This is a genomic window from Proteobacteria bacterium CG1_02_64_396 (assembly GCA_001872725.1).
Taxonomy (GTDB): Bacteria; Pseudomonadota; MNWR01; order CG1-02-64-396; family CG1-02-64-396; genus CG1-02-64-396.
In genome coordinates this window covers 1-16707 of record MNWR01000061.1, presented here as the reverse complement: position 1 = coordinate 16707, position 16707 = coordinate 1, and the positions used below count along the sequence as shown (strand labels likewise).

11 protein-coding genes and 2 pseudogenes are annotated in these 16707 nt (G+C 64.5%); all 13 read right to left on the bottom strand.

Annotation, left to right across the window (positions count from 1 at the left end; all coding sequences use genetic code 11):
- Positions 1-1176 precede the first annotated feature (1176 nt).
- On the bottom strand, positions 1177-1629 hold the full coding sequence (locus tag AUJ55_07185; GenBank protein OIO57146.1) for a transposase: 453 nt from the start codon (positions 1627-1629) through the stop codon (positions 1177-1179).
- 661 nt (positions 1630-2290) lie between these two features.
- Positions 2291-3238 (bottom strand): hypothetical protein, encoded by a 948-nt coding sequence (locus tag AUJ55_07180; GenBank protein ID OIO57148.1) that lies wholly within the window; start codon positions 3236-3238, stop codon positions 2291-2293.
- Complete coding sequence (locus AUJ55_07175) at positions 3235-4425, bottom strand: hypothetical protein (protein ID OIO57147.1); 1191 nt, start codon at positions 4423-4425, stop codon at positions 3235-3237. Before AUJ55_07175 ends, AUJ55_07180 begins: the two co-directional genes overlap by 4 nt.
- 1436 nt (positions 4426-5861) lie before the next feature.
- Positions 5862-6179 (bottom strand): hypothetical protein, encoded by a 318-nt coding sequence (locus AUJ55_07170; GenBank protein OIO57145.1) that lies wholly within the window; start codon positions 6177-6179, stop codon positions 5862-5864.
- Positions 6179-6925, bottom strand: a complete 747-nt coding sequence (locus AUJ55_07165; GenBank protein OIO57144.1) for a hypothetical protein — start codon at positions 6923-6925, stop codon at positions 6179-6181. The genes AUJ55_07170 and AUJ55_07165 overlap by 1 nt, the downstream gene beginning before the upstream one ends.
- Positions 6922-8652 (bottom strand): hypothetical protein, encoded by a 1731-nt coding sequence (locus AUJ55_07160; protein ID OIO57143.1) that lies wholly within the window; start codon positions 8650-8652, stop codon positions 6922-6924. The genes AUJ55_07165 and AUJ55_07160 overlap by 4 nt, the downstream gene beginning before the upstream one ends.
- Positions 8649-9632: a hypothetical protein gene (locus tag AUJ55_07155; protein OIO57142.1), complete on the bottom strand. Its 984-nt coding sequence runs from the start codon at positions 9630-9632 to the stop codon at positions 8649-8651. Before AUJ55_07155 ends, AUJ55_07160 begins: the two co-directional genes overlap by 4 nt.
- On the bottom strand, positions 9629-10576 hold the full coding sequence (locus AUJ55_07150; GenBank protein OIO57141.1) for a hypothetical protein: 948 nt from the start codon (positions 10574-10576) through the stop codon (positions 9629-9631). The genes AUJ55_07155 and AUJ55_07150 overlap by 4 nt, the downstream gene beginning before the upstream one ends.
- 11 nt (positions 10577-10587) lie before the next feature.
- Positions 10588-11310, bottom strand: a complete 723-nt coding sequence (locus AUJ55_07145) for a type III-A CRISPR-associated RAMP protein Csm3 (GenBank protein OIO57140.1) — start codon at positions 11308-11310, stop codon at positions 10588-10590.
- Positions 11311-11478: 168 nt separating this feature from the next.
- Positions 11479-11946: a type III-A CRISPR-associated protein Csm2 gene (locus AUJ55_07140; GenBank protein ID OIO57139.1), complete on the bottom strand. Its 468-nt coding sequence runs from the start codon at positions 11944-11946 to the stop codon at positions 11479-11481.
- A gap of 11 nt (positions 11947-11957) precedes the next feature.
- Complete coding sequence (locus AUJ55_07135) at positions 11958-14645, bottom strand: type III-A CRISPR-associated protein Cas10/Csm1 (protein OIO57138.1); 2688 nt, start codon at positions 14643-14645, stop codon at positions 11958-11960.
- 61 nt (positions 14646-14706) lie between these two features.
- Positions 14707-15869: pseudogene (locus AUJ55_07130) on the bottom strand (CRISPR-associated protein).
- Between the two features lie 592 nt (positions 15870-16461).
- Positions 16462-16707, bottom strand: a pseudogene (locus AUJ55_07125) (hypothetical protein).

The following is a 16707-nucleotide window of genomic DNA, read 5'->3' as shown; positions in this document are numbered from 1 at the left end:
CTGACCGTGTTCGGCCACGGGGTGGCCTCCTACGAGGTATGCCCCTTTCGTAGGAGCGGACCCCGTCCGCGAACCGTTTGGGCACGGGCGGCGCGATTGGGGGCTGACCGTGTTCGGCCACGGGGTGGCCTCCTACGAGGTATGCCCCTTTCGTAGGAGCGGACTCCGTCCGCGAACCGTCCGGGCACAGGCGGTGCGATGGGGGCTGACCGTGTTCGGCCACGGGGTGGCCTCCTACGAAGCACGCCCTCCCTCGTAGGAGCGGACCCCGTCCGCGAACCGTTTGGGCACGGGCGGCGCGATTGGGGGCTGACCGTGTTCGGCCACGGGGTGGCCTCCTACGGTTCCCCCATGGTTTGTAGGAGCGGACCCCGTCCGCGAACCGTCCGGGCACGGGTGGTGCGATGGGGGTTGATCGTGTTCGACCACGGGGTGGCCTCCTACGGGGTATGCCCCTTTCGTAGGAGCGGACCCCGTCCGCGAACCGTCGGGCCACGGGCGGTGCGATGGGGCTGACCGTGTTCGGCCACGGGGTGGCCTCCTACGAGGTATGCCCCTTTCGTAGGAGCGGACCCCGTCCGCGAACCGTTTGGGCACGGGCGGCGCGATTGGGGGCTGACCGTGTTCGGCCACGGGGTGGCCTCCTACGAGGTATGCCCCTTTCGTAGGAGCGGACTCCGTCCGCGAACCGTCCGGGCACAGGCGGTGCGATGGGGGCTGACCGTGTTCGGCCACGGGGTGGCCTCCTACGAAGCACGCCCTCCCTCGTAGGAGCGGACCCCGTCCGCGAACCGTTTGGGCACGGGCGGCGCGATTGGGGGCTGACCGTGTTCGGCCACGGGGTGGCCTCCTACGGTTCCCCCATGGTTTGTAGGAGCGGACCCCGTCCGCGAACCGCCTGGGCCCGTGCGGTGCGATGGGGGCTGACCGTGTTCGGCCACGGGGTGGCCTCCTACGAGGTATGCCCCTTTCGTAGGAGCGGACCCCGTTCGCGAACCGTCCGGGCTCTGGCGGCGCGATGGGGGCTGACCGTGTTCGGCCACGGGGTGGCCTCCTACGAAGCACGCCCTCCCTCGTAGGAGCGGACCCCGTCCGCGAACCGTTGGGGCACAGGTGGTGCGATTGTGGGTTCACCGTGTTCGGCCACGGGGTGGCCTCCTACGAGGGGTGGCTGATTTACATCCATTCGGCATCCCACAATGGGTAATCCTCCAAACGGTCGGTTAGGCCAGCCCGCAAAGGGTTGGCGACCACATACCGGGCCGCTTGGCGCACATCCTCCTCTTCGCGCAGCGCGTGGTCGTAAAACCCCGATTGCCAAATGCCTCCTGGCTGGCCACGCCAGCGGGCGATTTTGAGGGAGGAGATCCGTTTAACGTCGCCCACGACCCGTTCCAGAGATTGCGTGTTGCCCAGAACCATCAACCAATGCAGGTGATCGGGCATGACGACGAACGCCAGGGTCTGGGTGTGGGGGGTGGCGGCACGCAGGGTTTGGATCAACAGGCGCCCCGCCGTCAGGTCGCGAAACAAGGGGTGCCGGTTGCGGGTGACCGTGGTGATGAGGTAGGGGCGAAAGGGTTCGGAAAAACGGTTTTTGCGCAGATCTCGTCCGTGGCGGTGGGGCATGGGGATCCTTTCCTTTGTGGTGTTGGGGTTGACCGTGTTCGGCCACGGTTTTCCCCCATGGGTGGGGTTTGTAGGAGCGGACCCCGTCCGCGAACCGTCCGGGCAAAGGTGGTGCGATGGGGGTTGACCGTGTTCGGCCACGGGGTTGCCTCCTACGAAGGGCGCCCCATCTCGTAGGAGCGGACCCCGTCCGCGAACCGTTGGGGCACGGGTGGCGCGATTGGGGGTTGATCGTGTTCGGCCACGGGGTGGCCTCCTACGAAGGGCGCCCCATCTCGTAGGAGCGGACCCCGTCCGCGAACCGTCCGGGCACAGGTGGTGCGATTGTGCCAACCCCGTTCGGCCACGGGGTGGCCTCCTACGGGGGCGCTCCCTCGTAGGAGCGGACCCCGTCCGCGAACCGTTGGGGCTCTGGCGGTGCGGTGGGGGTTGACCGTGTTCGGCCACGGGGTGGCCTCCTACGAAGCGCGCCCCCCTTCGTAGGAGCGGACCCCGTCCGCGAACCGTCCGGACCCGTGCGGCGCGATGGGGCTGACCGTGTTCGGCCACGGGGTGGCCTCCTACGAGGCACGCCCCCTCGTAGGAGCGGACCCCGTCCGCGAACCGTTTGGGCACAGGCGGTGCGATGGGGGCTGACCGTGTTCGGCCACGGGGTGGCCTCCTACAAAAGGGACACCCGATACCCTCCCAACCCGAACACCGTTCCTTTGCCCGCATGGCACCAGATGCCCAGACGCAACCAGGGCATAAAGGGGGTTAAATCCTCGGCTGTAAACTTGACCTCCCCCAGCATCCCCCCCATCTGCATGGTCCCCTTCTGCCGGGCCGAATATCGGGTCCATTCTTTCCAACCCAAATGGGCATGGACCACCTCAACCCCTTCGGCGGCGCGGGCCAGGGCGGGAAAGTCCACCTCGATGGGGGCGGGGCCGTGGAAGTAGGCCAGCATGGCGATGCGGCGCATTAGGGGGACGAACACATCCCGGAAGGTCAGGTGCTCCCCGGTGAGCAGGTGGTCCTCTTTTTTAAGGCGTAGCGGGGTGCGCAAGGTGACCCCCAATTGCAACGCCCCGGCATCCCCATCCCCCCGGCGCAGCGGGGCTTGCCCCGGTTGCAGCGGCTCACCGGGGCGGTAACGCACCTGCTCCTCGTCGGCCACCTCCACCAGCCTGGCCCGCCCATCCCCTTTGCCCAGCCCCCCCGCCAGCATCTGCTCCACGGCGTGAATCACGTAGGGCAGGTGGGCATTGGCTTTGCCGATCAGCACCAGGTGGAAGTCGAAGGTTTCCCCCGGTCGCAGCGACCTGGCCCCAGGGTCGGGGGGTTCGATGACGTAAGGGTGGGGCACGGTTTTGTACAGCCGCATCCGGTCGCTCCCCTCCGGCAGGGGGGTGTCGAAGATGTAGGGGTATACGCAGGAGGTTTTGAGCAGGCAGCCGGTGCAATCGCCCTTGGGCATGATGCAGACCGCTTTGCGCAAGGCGTGACCAAAGGCGCCGCGCAGCATCGACCCGGCGTAGTCGGGCAGATGCAGCGGGGTGGTGGCCTGGGCGGTGAAGCGGTAGCGGGCCAGGGGCAGGCCGGGCCAGGTGGGGGGGATGTGGATCATGGGTTGGGCTCCATCCATTGTTGAACGACCTCCTTCAAACGGGGGAGTTGATCGGGGCCGATGAGGCCAATTCGGGCCTGTTTGGCCCGGTCTTGCAGCACCTGGGTGGGCTGGCGGGCGCTCAAGAGCCAGGTGGCGCCGAACAGTCCCCGCGCCGCATCCCCCAGGCTATCGACCTTGTAGGCGATCTCGTTGTCGTTGCCCCCTTGAAAACGCAGGGTTTTGCATTCGATGAACAGCAGTTGGTTGTTGTGGGTGGCCAGCACATCGAATTCGTTGGTGCTGGTGGGGCTGTTGCCCCAGTGCCCTTCGACCCCCAGCCGCACGTCGCCGATGCCCGCATTTTTGATGCCCGCATCTTTGACGATGTGCCAGGCGTATTCCTCCAGCCAGCCGCCGCGCAAATACAGCGCCGCCTCCACGCTGGTGAAGGCGATGGCGGGCGAGCCCTCCCGCCAGTCGATCAATCCGGCTTGAAGCAGTTGCCCCAGCGCTTTGCTCCAGTCGCCCCGAGGGGGTTGATCCAAGGTTTGCTCGGGGTGGGTCAGCCGCTCCTCGCGGCTGCCGGGCAGTGGTTCCAACGCCAAGTCGGCCAGTCGGTTGAGCGCCCCGATGAAGCCACCTAGTGCGGTCGCGTTTTGCCCCAGGTATTTGGTCGCCCGTTTACGGGTTGCCGCCCCTTCGCGCCAATCGGCGGCATCGGAGGCGGCCCGTTCGAACACAAACCCCTGAGCCGCCAGGTAGGTGGGCACATCGAGCACGTCGTTCATGGGGATGGGGGGGGCGGTCTGCCCCTTGCCGTCGGGGAGCACCTCGATGCAGCGGTGGGCGGTATCGGTGTACAGGATGCGCCCCTGCCCCCGGAAGATCTCGATAAACCCCAGCGCCATCAGCTTGGTGCCGCCGGTGGCGTTCAAGGTGATGCGGGCGTCGGGGTGTTCACCCTCCAGCCAGGCGGCCAGATCCAAGGCGTAGTCTTGAATGCGGGATAGCCCAGCGTCGGGGGCCTGTTCCCGAATGGCCACGTCGATCCCCTCCCGGCGCAGCAGTCGGGCCAACCGGGCGGTCATCCCCTTGGTGCTCATCGCCGGGGTGGCCACCAGCACCACCCGGTCGGGGCGCTCCATCAGGGCGGGAATCAGGTTGGGGAGCACCTGATCGGAAACCAGAACGATGTGGATGTGCATGGTGTTCACCTGGTTTTGTAGGAGCGGACCGAAGTCCGCGAACCGTTGGGGCAAAGGCGGTGCGATTGGGGGCTGACCGTGTTCGGCCACGGGGTGGCCTCCTACGGGGGGCGCTCCCTCGTAGGAGCGGACCCCGTCCGCGAACCGCCTGGGCACAGGCGGTGAGACTGGGGTTGATCGTGTTCGGCCACGGGGTGGCCTCCTACGAAGCGCGCCCCCCCTCGTAGGAGCGGACCCCGTCCGCGAACCGTTCGGGCGCGGGCGGCGCGATGGGGGTCCACCGTGTTCGGCCACGGGGTGGCCTCCTACGAAGCGCGCTCCCTCGTAGGAGCGGACCGAAGTCCGCGAACCGCCTGGGCACAGGCGGTGCGATTGGGGGTTGATCGTGTTCGGCCACGGGGTGGCCTCCTACGAAGCACGTCCCCCTCTTTCGTAGGAGCGGACCCCGTCCGCGAACCGCCTGGGCACAGGCGGTGCGACTGGGGTTGATCGTGTTCGGCCACGGGGTGGCCTCCTACGAGGTATGCCCCTTTCGTAGGAGCGGACCCCGTCCGCGAACCGCCTGGGCACAGGCGGTGCGACTGGGGTTGATCGTGTTCGGCCACGGGGTGGCCTCCTACGAAGCACGCCCTCCCTCGTAGGAGCGGACCCCGTCCGCGAACCGCCCCGGCACAGGCGGCGCGATGGGGGCTGACCGTGTTCGGCCACGGGGTGGCCTCCTACGAGGTACGCCCCTTTCGTAGGAGCGGACCCCGTCCGCGAACCGTCCGGGCAAAGGCGGCGCGATGGGGGTAAACCGTGTTCGGCCACGGGGTGGCCTCCTACGAAATACGCCCCCCCCTCCCTCGTAGGAGCGGACCCCGTCCGCGAACCGTTCGGGCGCGTGCGGCGCGATGGGGGTAAACCGTGTTCGGCCACGGGGTGGCCTCCTACGAGATAGCCCCTTTCGTAGGAGCGGACCCCGTCCGCGAACCGTTCGAGCCCATGCGGTGCGATGGGGGGTAAACCGTGTTCGGCCACGGGGTGGCCTCCTACGAAGTATGCCCCTTTCGTAGGAGCGGACCCCGTCCGCGAACCGTTCGGGCGCGGGCGGCGCGATGGGGGTTCACCGTGTTCGGCCACGGGGTGGCCTCCTACGAAGCACGTCCCCCTCTTTCGTAGGAGCGGACCCCGTCCGCGAACCGTCCGGGCCCATGCGGTGCGATGGGGGGTAAACCGTGTTCGGCCACGGGGTGGCCTCCTACGAGATAGCCCCTTTCGTAGGAGCGGACCCCGTCCGCGAACCGTCCGGGCCCATGCGGTGCGATGGGGGCTGACCGTGTTCGGCCACGGGGTGGCCTCCTACAAGGTATGCCCCTTTCGTAGGAGCGGACCCCGTCCGCGAACCGTCCAGGCACGGGCGGTGCGTTTCGTGGGGGTGCCAAGGTCCATGCAGGTCAATCCACCCGTTCCAACAACCCCAATTCGTAGGGCCACCCGGCCAGGGCGGCATCGTCCAGCACCCCCCCCTCCGGCAATCTTTTGAGCAGACGCAACACCAGGGCGCGGTCCCCCACCCCCAGCGTCACCGCCACCCGGTTCACCTTGACCTCCACCCCCAGCAGGTTGCTCAGCAGGCGGGCGGTGCTGTCGTGGCCAATGGCGCTGATAAACCCCTGAGCGGCCAGGGCGCGGGCTTGATCCAACGGCAGGGGGCCAGAAAACCGCCAGGTGCCGTAGGTGGTTAAAACGGGGGTGTTGAGTAGGTAGAGCATCACGAGTCCAGGGTGGCGGGGGCTTGGGACACCACGTTGTAGATCAAAGGGGCGCTTCCCCCTTCAACGTATTGGAATTCCACCCGGTGGTGGCGCAGGGTGGCCAAAGCGGCGGCGATGCTGGCGGTTTTGGTGCCGCCGGTGACGTCGATCAAGATCTGCCGCTCAGGCACACCCTGTTGGCGCAGGTCGGCAAAAATCTGCTCGATGGTTTCGCGGGTCGCCTCCAGCTTTTGAAAATCGACCGCTGGGGCCTGGGTGAAGGTGGCGGTGGGCAGGTAACGCGCCAGCAGGGTTTGGCAGGTTTCAAGGTGATGGTAGGAGCCCTCCTTCCCCGAAGAGCCAATCAGCACCACATGCCTGGCGGTGGCGACGTGGGGCTGAATCGCCCGCAAAAGTTGTTGCCAGTTCCAACGGGAGGCATCCAGGGCGGCGATGTCTTGGTTCAGATTGCCGCTCAAATCGATGGGGGGCTGTTCCGGTTTAGGGGGCGAAACCAGCAGCACCAATGCCGCATGAGGGGCCGGACGATCCCCCTCCCGGAAGGTGGCCAAGGGCAAAAAGGCCTGCCGAACGTGGTAAAGCCAGAACGCCCCCCCCAGAAAACAGAGCAGTGCAATGGCCAAACCCCAAGGATCGGCCAGGGTGCCCGACAGCCACCCATCCCGAAGGCCATCGGCCGTCCAACTGGCCCCCAGCAGGAAAAGCCAGGAGGGGATGAGGAGGGTGAATAGGGGGCGGATCATGGGGTGCCCCGCAAGGTTGCCAATGCCAGTTTTTCCTCAAGGGTTTTGGGCTTGATCGGCTCGATTTTGGGGAGCCATTCCCCAATGGCTTGGGCAGCGGCAAGGCGCTCTTGCCCTGTCCAGTCATCCCCCCGCGCCGCCTCGGTAAGCTGTTTGGCCCGTTGGTAGAAGGGGCCAAAGGGCTTGTCGAGTTTGCCCCGCAGTTGTTCGACACGATCCGAACAGCCCTTTTTGAAGGCCTCCACCTGACGCAGGTTGCCGCTCAAAGCCTCCAGGCGGGCCTGGTGTTGCGCCAGGTCTTGCGCCTCTTGAGCAGCCTTTTCTGCCTTTTGCCGGGCAACCGCATCCTCCTGTTGGCGCCGTTCTTCGGTCTCCTTGCGTAGGTGCTCGATCTCCCCCTCTTTGGCGTGCAGTTTGGCGGCCAAGGCATGGGCACTGGCCAGGTGGGGCGAGCAGGTGTTTTGCAGTTCGGGCCAATCGGGAACATCGGTTTGTATGGGGTGGATTTCGACCAGCAGCCAGCCGAAGGGGATGAGGCCACTTGTTTGGTCCTGGTCGTTGGCGGCCAGCCAAAGGGTTTTGGGGGTTGCAGCGGTGCTGGAGCGGTTTTTTCCGTCCGGTCCTTTGCCCTCCATGATTTTGATCTGTCGCACCCCATTCCCATTGAGGGTGACCGACTCGGCCCCCGAATGTTTGCCAACCCGCAGCAGAAAAACCTCGCCCCGATCCATTTTGGATTTGGCCTGGGTCAAGAGTTGCTGGAGGTCCCGATCCCAAGCGGCATCAAGGTAACCCCGCCCCCGCAGCAGGTCGTTTTCTTGTTCCAGGATGGGGCGGTAGAAGGTGTTGCAGGCGGTGGCGATTTGGCGGGCATCGAAACGCAGGTGGGGGGCGGGGAGTTGGCGCTGTCCCTGACGGTTTTTTTCGGCCAGACCCTCCACCGTTTGCAGGTTGAGTTGCCCCGAAAAAGCGCGGTACCGCCAAGCGGGCAGGCATTCCAGGATTTGGTACAACGTGTCGGCCCTGGATTTGCGCAGATTGCCTTTTTCGTCTTTCACCGCAGCCTTCTTGCGGTTGACCGCTAAGTGAATTTGGGCGGCGGGCAGACCCGGTTCGCCGCCCCAGGGGGCATCGGCAACCTGCACCAAACGCAGGGGGTCGAGATCCATGGCTAACTTGCCTTGCTCGTTCTGATACTTCAGCACCACCTTCTGGAAATCGTGAAATCCCTTGCGTTCTTGGGTTTTCTGACCGCGATTGATCCCATCCAGCAACGCCGTGCGCATCGCCCCCTTCAAACTGGAGCCGAACAACACCGGCAGTCGGGTCACCGGATTGAAGGCGGTGCGGTCGATCTCCAGCTTGTTGAGCACCTTGCCGCCGTTCGATTCGTGATTGGCGATTTGCCCCACCCGGCTGGCGTAAAGACCCGCCACCCCCGGCAACACCGCAACGCGGGATACCGCATGGGCCATCAAGACCTGGCGCCGTTCGAAAAAAAAGCGCTGCACCGCCTGAATCATCCCCGCGTCGGGTTTGCGGTTGCCGATTTCCAGCAGGGTTTTTCGGTCCGCCGCCGTCAGGGCTGCCATGGCCGATCCGGTGTCGAATTCGTGCAGTACACCATCGTCGATGACGTAGTGGGTGGGTTCGTAACTTTCCCCCGTGCCGATGTGGACGGGAGACAGCGGCGTGAAGAGCAGACGGTGGCCGATGAACGGGTTCATAAGTCCTCCCCGGCAAGCATGTTCATGACCAGACGGATCAACACCTCTTTGTCGGCCGGTTTGGATTCGGCCACCAGCAGCGCCAGCGCCGCCAGCCCCACGTCGTTGACCACCGGGGTGCCGTTGGGCTGAAACAGCCGACCATTGCGGTGCAGAAAATCGACGAACAACAACGAGCCGATCCGTTTGTTGCCGTCGGAAAACGGGTGGTTCTTGATGACGAAATACAGCAGATGGGCGGCGCGGGATTCCAGGGTGGGGTAGGCCGGTTCGCCGAACACGGTTTGGTCCAGGTTGCCCAGGATGGAGGCCAGCCCCTCTTCCCGTTCGTTGCCAAACAGGGCGCTGGCTTGGCTTTTGGCCATCAGGTCGGTTTTGAGGCTGGCGATGGCTGCAGTGGCTTCGTGCCAGGTGGGCAAAAGGCCGCCGGGGTGCCCTTTGGGATCGGTGAGCAACCCCTCGTCGTAACGTTGCAGCCAGAGGAAGGTCTGGGTGTAGCGGACGATAACCTCGGCCAGACCTTGCCCCGCCTCGGCGGTGATCTCGGGGCTTTTGAGGGTGGCCCGCACCAGTTTTAGGGCCGCTTCCAGTTCGGCGGCGTTGGTTTTCAAGCGCTGCCGGTTGAGGGTGTAGCCCTGCACCAGATGGTCTTTCAGAACACGGCTGGCCCATTGCCTGAACTGCACACCGCGTCTGGAATTCACCCGATACCCGACCGAGAGGATGGCATCTAGGTTGTAATGCTCGATCTGGCGGGTAATCGTTCTGCCCCCCTCATTTTGAACTTGTGCAAAAAATGCACAGGTTGCCTCCCGCACCAGTTCTTCCTCTTTGAAGACGTTGCGCAAATGCCTGTTGATGACCGAGCGATCTCGCTCGAACAGCCGCGCCATCTGGTCTTGCGAGAGCCAGACGGTTTCCTGCTCGATACGGACTTCGATGGTGTTGTCGGTCGTCTCGAAAAAAACGAGTTCGCTCATGTTTTGTGCCCTCCCTTGGGCAGCTTGATCCCCAGCACTGGCGTATAACCCTGATGTACCGTATCCCGGATGGCCTTCGAGAGGCTGCCTTCGCCGCCCAAACCCTGGCCAATGAAGCTCGGGGTGTTCATCACAGCCGGGGACAACACCGCGTCACTGTTGGCCAGCAGCACCGGGGTTTTGAAGGGGTTGCCCCGGTGGACCCCCACATCGCCATGCCGCCCAAAGCGGGTGAACGGTTGGTAAAAGCAGCGGGCTGCATTCCAGGCCAGCCCTTGCGGGGCGCAGGGGGCCAGGGTCAGCCAAGCGTTGGCCCCCTCCTGGCTGGGTAGGGCGGCCTCCTCCAGAGGGGCAACCTTAAAACGGCCCAGACCAATCCCCGCATCGCGACCGAAACCCAGTTCGCCGATGTCGCGCAGGGCTTGCTCCAGGTCGGCGGCGGACAGGCGCGACTGGTCCAAAACCAGGTGCAGATCCAGTTGGGCATCTTTCCCATACCAATGCCGCTCCAGGGTGTAGGGGGCAAACCCGTCGCCGGTGGTGTTGCTGCGCCGGTCGATGCTGTTGTGGGGGTGGGGGTGGGGTTGGGGGGCTCCCCCTGGCAGGGTGTCATCGGCGACGCAGTGGTGCAGCCAATCGGCCACCGGGGTGGCAAAGTGGGCATGGGGCAGCCACATCCGCCGTTTGGCCGCCTTGCGGTCCTCCTGCGCCAGCGGCGTGAACCAGTGGCCGGGCAGGTTGGGGCGGGGCCAATGCCCGGCGGGCAGCGCGTCGGCCAGCACTACGAAGGGGCGACCTGCCGTGTAACCGTCGAGCAGTTCGCTCAGGCGTTCATTCCCCCAGCGGTTGTGGATGGCCCAGCACAGTTGCCCAAACAGGGTGTCCCCCTTCAACAGGGTGCCGAAGGGGGATTGTGGGGTCAGGCGGGTGGTGAAGGTGCGCATGGGTCGCCCCCTCACTTGGCCGCAGCAAGGTTGACCTTGGCCACTTCGCCCAACACGTCGCTGCCGTCAAGTTTCAACCGGGTAAACCGCACCTTGCCGTATCCCCGCGAACCCGAGCCCCCCAGGCCGGTGAGTTCCAGCAACTTCAGCCCCTCGTAGACCATAGGCAAAAGTTCTTCCTTGTTATGGACGCGCACGGTCAGGGCAAAGTCGAAGGTTGCCCCCGCCGGAACCCGCTCGGTGTTGCGCGGGTGTTCGGCCACCCCCCGGATGCGGTCGATCATGTTTTCCATCTTGGTTTCGGTCAGCAGCAGGTTGCGCCGGTTCATTTCGGCCACCCAATCGCGGCTCAGCGCGCAATCCCAAAAGGCCAAACGGGTGGGACCGATCTCCTCGACCAGCTTCATGTCTTGACTGGAGCCCTCCGGCGCCCCGCCAAAGAGTTTGAGCAGGGTTTTGGCCTCCTCTTGGTCGGCGTCTGGCACACGGCCGACGTCGCGGAAACCCAGCGGTTTGCCCTCGGTTTGCCCCACCACCCCCAACTTCCACTCCAGCAGGCTGCGGATTTTCCCCTTCAGGCTGGATCCGGGAATGTAGGGCTCCAGGGTGACGGGGTTTTTCAGCACCGGGTTGTCGGTGCCGCCGATGTGCATTTCGGTGTTGCCCGAGCCGATGTGCAGCCCGGTGACCAATTCGAGTTGACCTTCAAATTTGCGAATGGCGGTGAGTTTCATGGGGGTTCTCCTTGATTAGGGAAATGCTGATTCAAGGCTCCTGCCTTGAATCAGCACGCTACGCAAAAAACGTGGTTTTTGCTGCGCTTGCAAAATCAGTCACTTACGTGACCGATTTTGGCGACCCATCCCTGGGTCGCTCGGAAGCGCTATTAAATCAGCGCTTCCTTAGTCGTTGCCGCGTTCCTGCTTGTAGAAGCCCATGAAGGCCTCCCAGAACAGTTTGCAGGTGGTCAGGGTTTCGGCGCTTTGGACCTCTTTCAGAGTGTGTGCCAGCAGATCGACGAAGTTGCGGTCGACAAGCTTGCGCCCCTCGGCATAAGCGGCCTTGGCGTTGAGCATCCGGATGAAGGGGAGGTATTCGTCGAATTTGCCCGGTTGCTGGGTGGTACGGGTTTCCCACAACACCAGTTCGTCGTAAAAGCGGCGCAATTGGGTGGGTTTGTTGCGGTTGCGATCCTCCGCCACCTTCTTGGCGGCATCTTGTGCCCGACCGTTGAACAGTTCGGCATCCAGGGGTTTGGTAAAGCGGATGTGCCCCCAGGAACCGGATGGTGCAGGTGCGCCCCCCGAGTACGGAGGTCGTTGCCCCCCGGATGAGGAACCGTGCGTGCGCGGGGATGAAGGGTGGTTCATGGGGGCTCTCCTTAGTCGCGTTGTTGGTACAGGTGGGTGAACAGGGCAATTTTGTAGGCATGTGTGTGCTTCTTGATGCCCGCCTCGGCAATTTCGTGGGCAAGTTCGGCCTGCAAACGCCGTCGGGCCGCCTCCCGTTCGTCGCGGTTTTCAATCTGTTTGAACTGGGTTTCGATCAGCCGCCGGGTGCGGTAGGCAAAACGGGAATGCCACAGGGCGTTTTCGGGGCGCTCCTCCACCTTGCCCGCCATGTCGGTCAGGTGCAGCAAGCCATAGAGGTACCCGGTAGATAGAGCGTGCTCCTGGGCCACCCGATCCAGCCCTTGAGCCCGCGCCATCAGCAGGTTGAAGTCGCCCCAGGAAACCGATTGCCCAAAACAGGTGACGGCGTTTTTGCCGGGCACCTTTTTGGCGTCGTCCAAAGCTTTTTCGGCCAGATCCGCCAACTGCCGGATCGGCAGCCCCGGTTTGGTCATGGCCAGCCCGGCAGAAAAATGAATGTCGGGGTTCTGCGCCACGTAACGTTGGAATTCCTGCTGCATTGTCTGGGCCAGCTTCAGGGTGGAATGCCACGGCCCGATCAAAAAAAAGTCGTCCCCCCCGGCAAAAACGGTGTAGGTGTTGGGGAATTCCTGGGCGCACAGCCAAGGCAAATAAACGGCGAAGAAGGCGTTCATCTGCCGCGACAGCGCCGCCATCTTGGCAAAGGTGGGGGTTTCCAGCCCCTTCTGGAAAATCAGCCCCAGGTTGTCCACATCCCCCTTCAACACCATCAACGCCTCGGCGCCGATCCAGCGATCTGGTTTTTCGGGATCGGGTCGGCGGTCGTCCCGGGCCAGGTGGTTCAAGGTTTTGATTTCGTCGGGGTGGGGGTCGAAGTCTTCGGGGTTTTCCAGGCCGTGGTAGCGGTCGGCCTCCCAGGCGTTGATGGCGCCAAAACGGGGGATGTAGGCGTTGATGGCGCGGCGGGCGTAGCCATTCCATAGGGGATCATCCGCCGCTACGGGCAGGGAAAAATCCCAAGCCCGCACCAAATCGCCCGATTGCGCCTGGGCGCCGAATTTGCCGGTCTCCTCCTGCCCGGCGGTGAAGCTGACCCAATAACCAAAGAGGGGCAGGCGCAGGGTCTTGTGGTTTAGGTTGTTGCGGGTCACCAGCACCCGCTGGCAGGTGGCCAGCCACTTGCCGGTGTCGATCTGGTCGGCGGCCAGGGGGGTCATCCAGAGGCCACCGTGTTCCACCGTGGCGGGGGAGTGGCCGTCGATTCGGCATTCGCCGTGTTCGAAACGATCCAGAAAACCGTCGAAGACCGGGGAGGCGGGGGCGGTGTTGCCACACAGGTTCAGCCGTTGCAGCTTGATCTCGTCCAGTTGCTGGAACAGCCGTTTCATCAGCACTTGAAAGGGGTTTTCCCCTTGCGCCGTTTGCCGGAAATCGCTGGCGGCGGCGGGAAGCCAAGCCAGCCCGATGCCCGATTGGCCGTAGGTGTGTGCCAGAAACCAGGTGTCGAGTTCGGCTTGCACGGTGTGCAGTCGGTCGATGGTTTCAGAGGTGTTTGGGGCGACGATCAAGAACTTGCCCGCCGCGTTCACCACCTGACTGCTGGCAGGTAGCTCCAGGGACTCCAGCACCTTCAGGGCCGCCAGTTCGCTCAGCAGCGATACGTAAAACGAACGCCCCCGCAGCAGTTTGGCGGCCCGCTTTTGGGTTTGGCTGCCCTGCGAAAAAATGAAGTTCTGAATGCCGGTAAAGTCGCCTTGCACCAGCAAAAACTTCGGTGTGTTCCAGGCCTCTTGCCCCAAATCGTCGGACTCCCGTTTCCAATCCCACTGCGCTTGCAACTGTTGACGCACCCCAACGGGCTCGTTCTCCAAGTCGGTGTGGTAGCGCCACAACGCCACCGCCAGGGCCGCTGTGGTCCGGGAATGGTCGTACAGCGACACGTCGGGACGGACTTTGCCGCCGATCCCGGAGGTAGCCGAAGGGATGGCGTGGGTGAAGGTCAGCCACAGGCTGTCGAGGTGGTCCAGCCACAGGGGTAGGTTTTTCCGGTGGCTTGCGGGAATGAGGTCCAACCCCTGTCGAAACCCCTCCCACAACGCCCGATACCTCTCCTGCGCGGTGGTTTTGGTGTCGTTTTCGCAAGTTTGGGCGGGCACCGGGAACAGGGTGTTGGGGCAGAGGGGGGCAAGGGGGTAGCGCCACGTGCTGGTTTCGGGGCGGTTGTTCAGGCGGATGCGCTCCAGCAGCGTTTCTTGGCGGGTGGTGTAGTGGCTGAGTTTGCGGCTGGGGGCTTCGTCGGGGGTGGTGTTGTAGGTTTGAAACTCCTCCCGTTCGAATCCCGAGGCCAAGCGGTCGGCGCTGGCAATGATCCATTGCAGCAGGGTTTCGGGGCGGTGGTGGCGGGCGGCGGCGTTGATCAGCGAGTCGTCGGCCCCCTTGCCCCCCCAGGCGGCAAAAGGGGCCAGGTTGGCGTTGGTGCGCAGTTCGGGGGGGACCACCTGATCGAACGCCAGCCCCGTGAAGGCGGCATGAACATGGGTCAGCCGCCCATCAAGGGTGCGGGGGCAGTATTGATCCCGGTTGGCCTCGTCCTGCGTGGCGTTGTCGGCAATCCGGGCACGTTCGGTGAATTTGCCCAGATCGTGCAGCAAGGCGGCCAGCGCCACCCGGCTGGAGGCATCCAGCAGATTGCTCATGGTGTTCCTCCGTGGCAGGTGTACTCAAACCGATTGAATGCGCTCATGGGGTCTCTCCTTTTCACGCGCCAGTGTCATCCAAGGGGGCGGGGCTGTCGGATTTGGCAAGCTTGCCGTCGGGCAAGGGGGCGAAGGTGATGGCTTCGGGGGGCAGGGCCAGGCGGTAGCGGCGGGGGCGGGTGGCGCTGTCGGCGATCAGGTAGGGGGTGGCGGCGGGGCCCAGGTTTTTGTTCAGCACCCGGCGCAGCTTGGAAAGGTGGGCCGAAAAGTACCCCCCATCCATGCCGTTTTTCAGCGCTTTTTCGGTCTGCTCCAGGTCGTCCATGGGGCCGCGAACGAGCCGGTATTCGTGCAAAAACCGCTCGCCCCAGTCGAAATCGGGCACCTCTTTGTTGGGGGCGGACAGGGGGGGCAGCCCCTGTTGGGCGCGGCGGGCGAACACCGCCAGCAGGGCCAGGGGAACCGGCGGCAACGAAACCACCTTGCCCGAGGCCAGGATGGTGCGGCGGGCCAAGTCCAATTGGAGCGCCGGGGGCTCCAGGGCGATGCGGGCGGCGGCCACGGTGGCGGCGAAGCTGCTGCGTCCGGCCAGCAAATCTTCGGGTAGGCCGTCGCGCAGCCGCACGAAGGGGATGCTGGCCAGGGTGATCTGGGCGTCGCGGGTGTCGGCCAGGTTTTTGTTGGGCAGGGGGATGATCCGGCTGGTGGGGGAGGGGTAGAAAAAATCCCAGCTCGATTCGAAGGGTTCGCTGACCAAAACGTGGGACAGCCGATCCTGGGGGCGGCCATACAGCGACAGGGCATACCCCAGATAAAATCCCATGGTTTTGCGCCCCCCGGCGATGGAGGCATGGACCTCGCTGGCAGGGTCGGCGGTAAGTTTGCGCACCGTTTCGGCGATGAAGTCGGCCATCGCTTCGTTGTCTGCGGGGGTGCGAATGTCGTCCAGGGGGTGGCCCTGGGCAGCGCAGGGGACGTGGATGCAGGTGTCGTCGAAGGCGATGGGGGGCAGGTGGTGGTCGCTGCGCAGGCGGTGGAACCAGCCGGGGTCGTCGGAGAGCAGGGCCAGGCGTGCCCGCCGGGCCCCTTCGGCGGTGGTGATCAGGTGGATTTCGCGGGAATCCAGGGCCGATCCCCCGCTATCGCCAGGGCGTAGAGGGTTTCGGTGACCACCTGGGGGGTCAGGCCGGTGACACACAGCAAAATGCGGCGGGGTGGTGACATAGCTCTGCTCCTGGGCGTCGCTCCGATGCAATCGATGCGAACCTAGCAGATCATCGGGAGCCAAGCCATCCCGGCAAGCTTGCCGGTCTGTTTTCGTGGGTGGGGTGGGGCGCCGCAACCGGGCCTATCGTGTTCGGCCACGGGGTGGCCTCCTACGAGGGGCACGAACGACCTTCGTAGGAGCGGACCCCGTCCGCGAACCATCCGGGCACCGGCGTTGCGACTGGGGTTGATCGTGTTCGGCCACGGGGTGGCCTCCTACGGGGCATCCCCACCGTTTTCGTAGGAGCGGACCCCGTCCGCGAACCATCCGGGCGCTGGCGGTGCGGTTGGGGGTTGATCGTGTTTGGCCACGGGGTGGCCTCCTACGAGGGGCACGAACGACCTTCGTAGGAGCGGACCCCGTCCGCGAACCGTTCGGGCAAAGGCGGTGCGATGGGGGTTGATCGTGTTCGGCCACGGGGTGGCCTCCTACGAGGGGCACGAACGACCTTCGTAGGAGCGGACCCCGTCCGCGAACCGTTGGGGCACAGGCGGTGTGTGGGGTGGACCCCACTCCTTGGACAGTTTGGGGGCGAAAATTTGTAAACGGTTAGTGGCGGTGGGTGGTTCCGCCGTGGGTTTGATGGACCTGTTCTGGGGTCTTGCCGCCGAGGGCACTGTGGGGGCGCTCGGTGTTGTAAAACCGGAAGTAGCGGTCGAGCCCCTGGTGCAGCGCCACCCCATCGGCATGGTCGTACAGGTAGATCTCTTCGTACTTCACCGTGCGCCACAAACGTTCGATGAAGACGTTGTCCAGCGCCCGGCCCCGTCCGTCCATGCTGATGAGAATCTGTTG

What these genes read in the sequence shown, in the direction of transcription:
- AUJ55_07185 (OIO57146.1), bottom strand. Translation starts at nt 1,629, where the DNA reads ATGCCCCACCGCCACGGACGAGATCTGCGCAAAAACCGTTTTTCCGAA.
- AUJ55_07180 (OIO57148.1), bottom strand. Translation starts at nt 3,238, where the DNA reads ATGATCCACATCCCCCCCACCTGGCCCGGCCTGCCCCTGGCCCGCTAC.
- AUJ55_07175 (OIO57147.1), bottom strand. Translation starts at nt 4,425, where the DNA reads ATGCACATCCACATCGTTCTGGTTTCCGATCAGGTGCTCCCCAACCTG.
- AUJ55_07170 (OIO57145.1), bottom strand. Translation starts at nt 6,179, where the DNA reads ATGCTCTACCTACTCAACACCCCCGTTTTAACCACCTACGGCACCTGG.
- AUJ55_07165 (OIO57144.1), bottom strand. Translation starts at nt 6,925, where the DNA reads ATGATCCGCCCCCTATTCACCCTCCTCATCCCCTCCTGGCTTTTCCTG.
- AUJ55_07160 (OIO57143.1), bottom strand. Translation starts at nt 8,652, where the DNA reads ATGAACCCGTTCATCGGCCACCGTCTGCTCTTCACGCCGCTGTCTCCC.
- AUJ55_07155 (OIO57142.1), bottom strand. Translation starts at nt 9,632, where the DNA reads ATGAGCGAACTCGTTTTTTTCGAGACGACCGACAACACCATCGAAGTC.
- AUJ55_07150 (OIO57141.1), bottom strand. Translation starts at nt 10,576, where the DNA reads ATGCGCACCTTCACCACCCGCCTGACCCCACAATCCCCCTTCGGCACC.
- AUJ55_07145 (OIO57140.1), bottom strand. Translation starts at nt 11,310, where the DNA reads ATGAAACTCACCGCCATTCGCAAATTTGAAGGTCAACTCGAATTGGTC.
- AUJ55_07140 (OIO57139.1), bottom strand. Translation starts at nt 11,946, where the DNA reads ATGAACCACCCTTCATCCCCGCGCACGCACGGTTCCTCATCCGGGGGG.
- AUJ55_07135 (OIO57138.1), bottom strand. Translation starts at nt 14,645, where the DNA reads ATGAGCAATCTGCTGGATGCCTCCAGCCGGGTGGCGCTGGCCGCCTTG.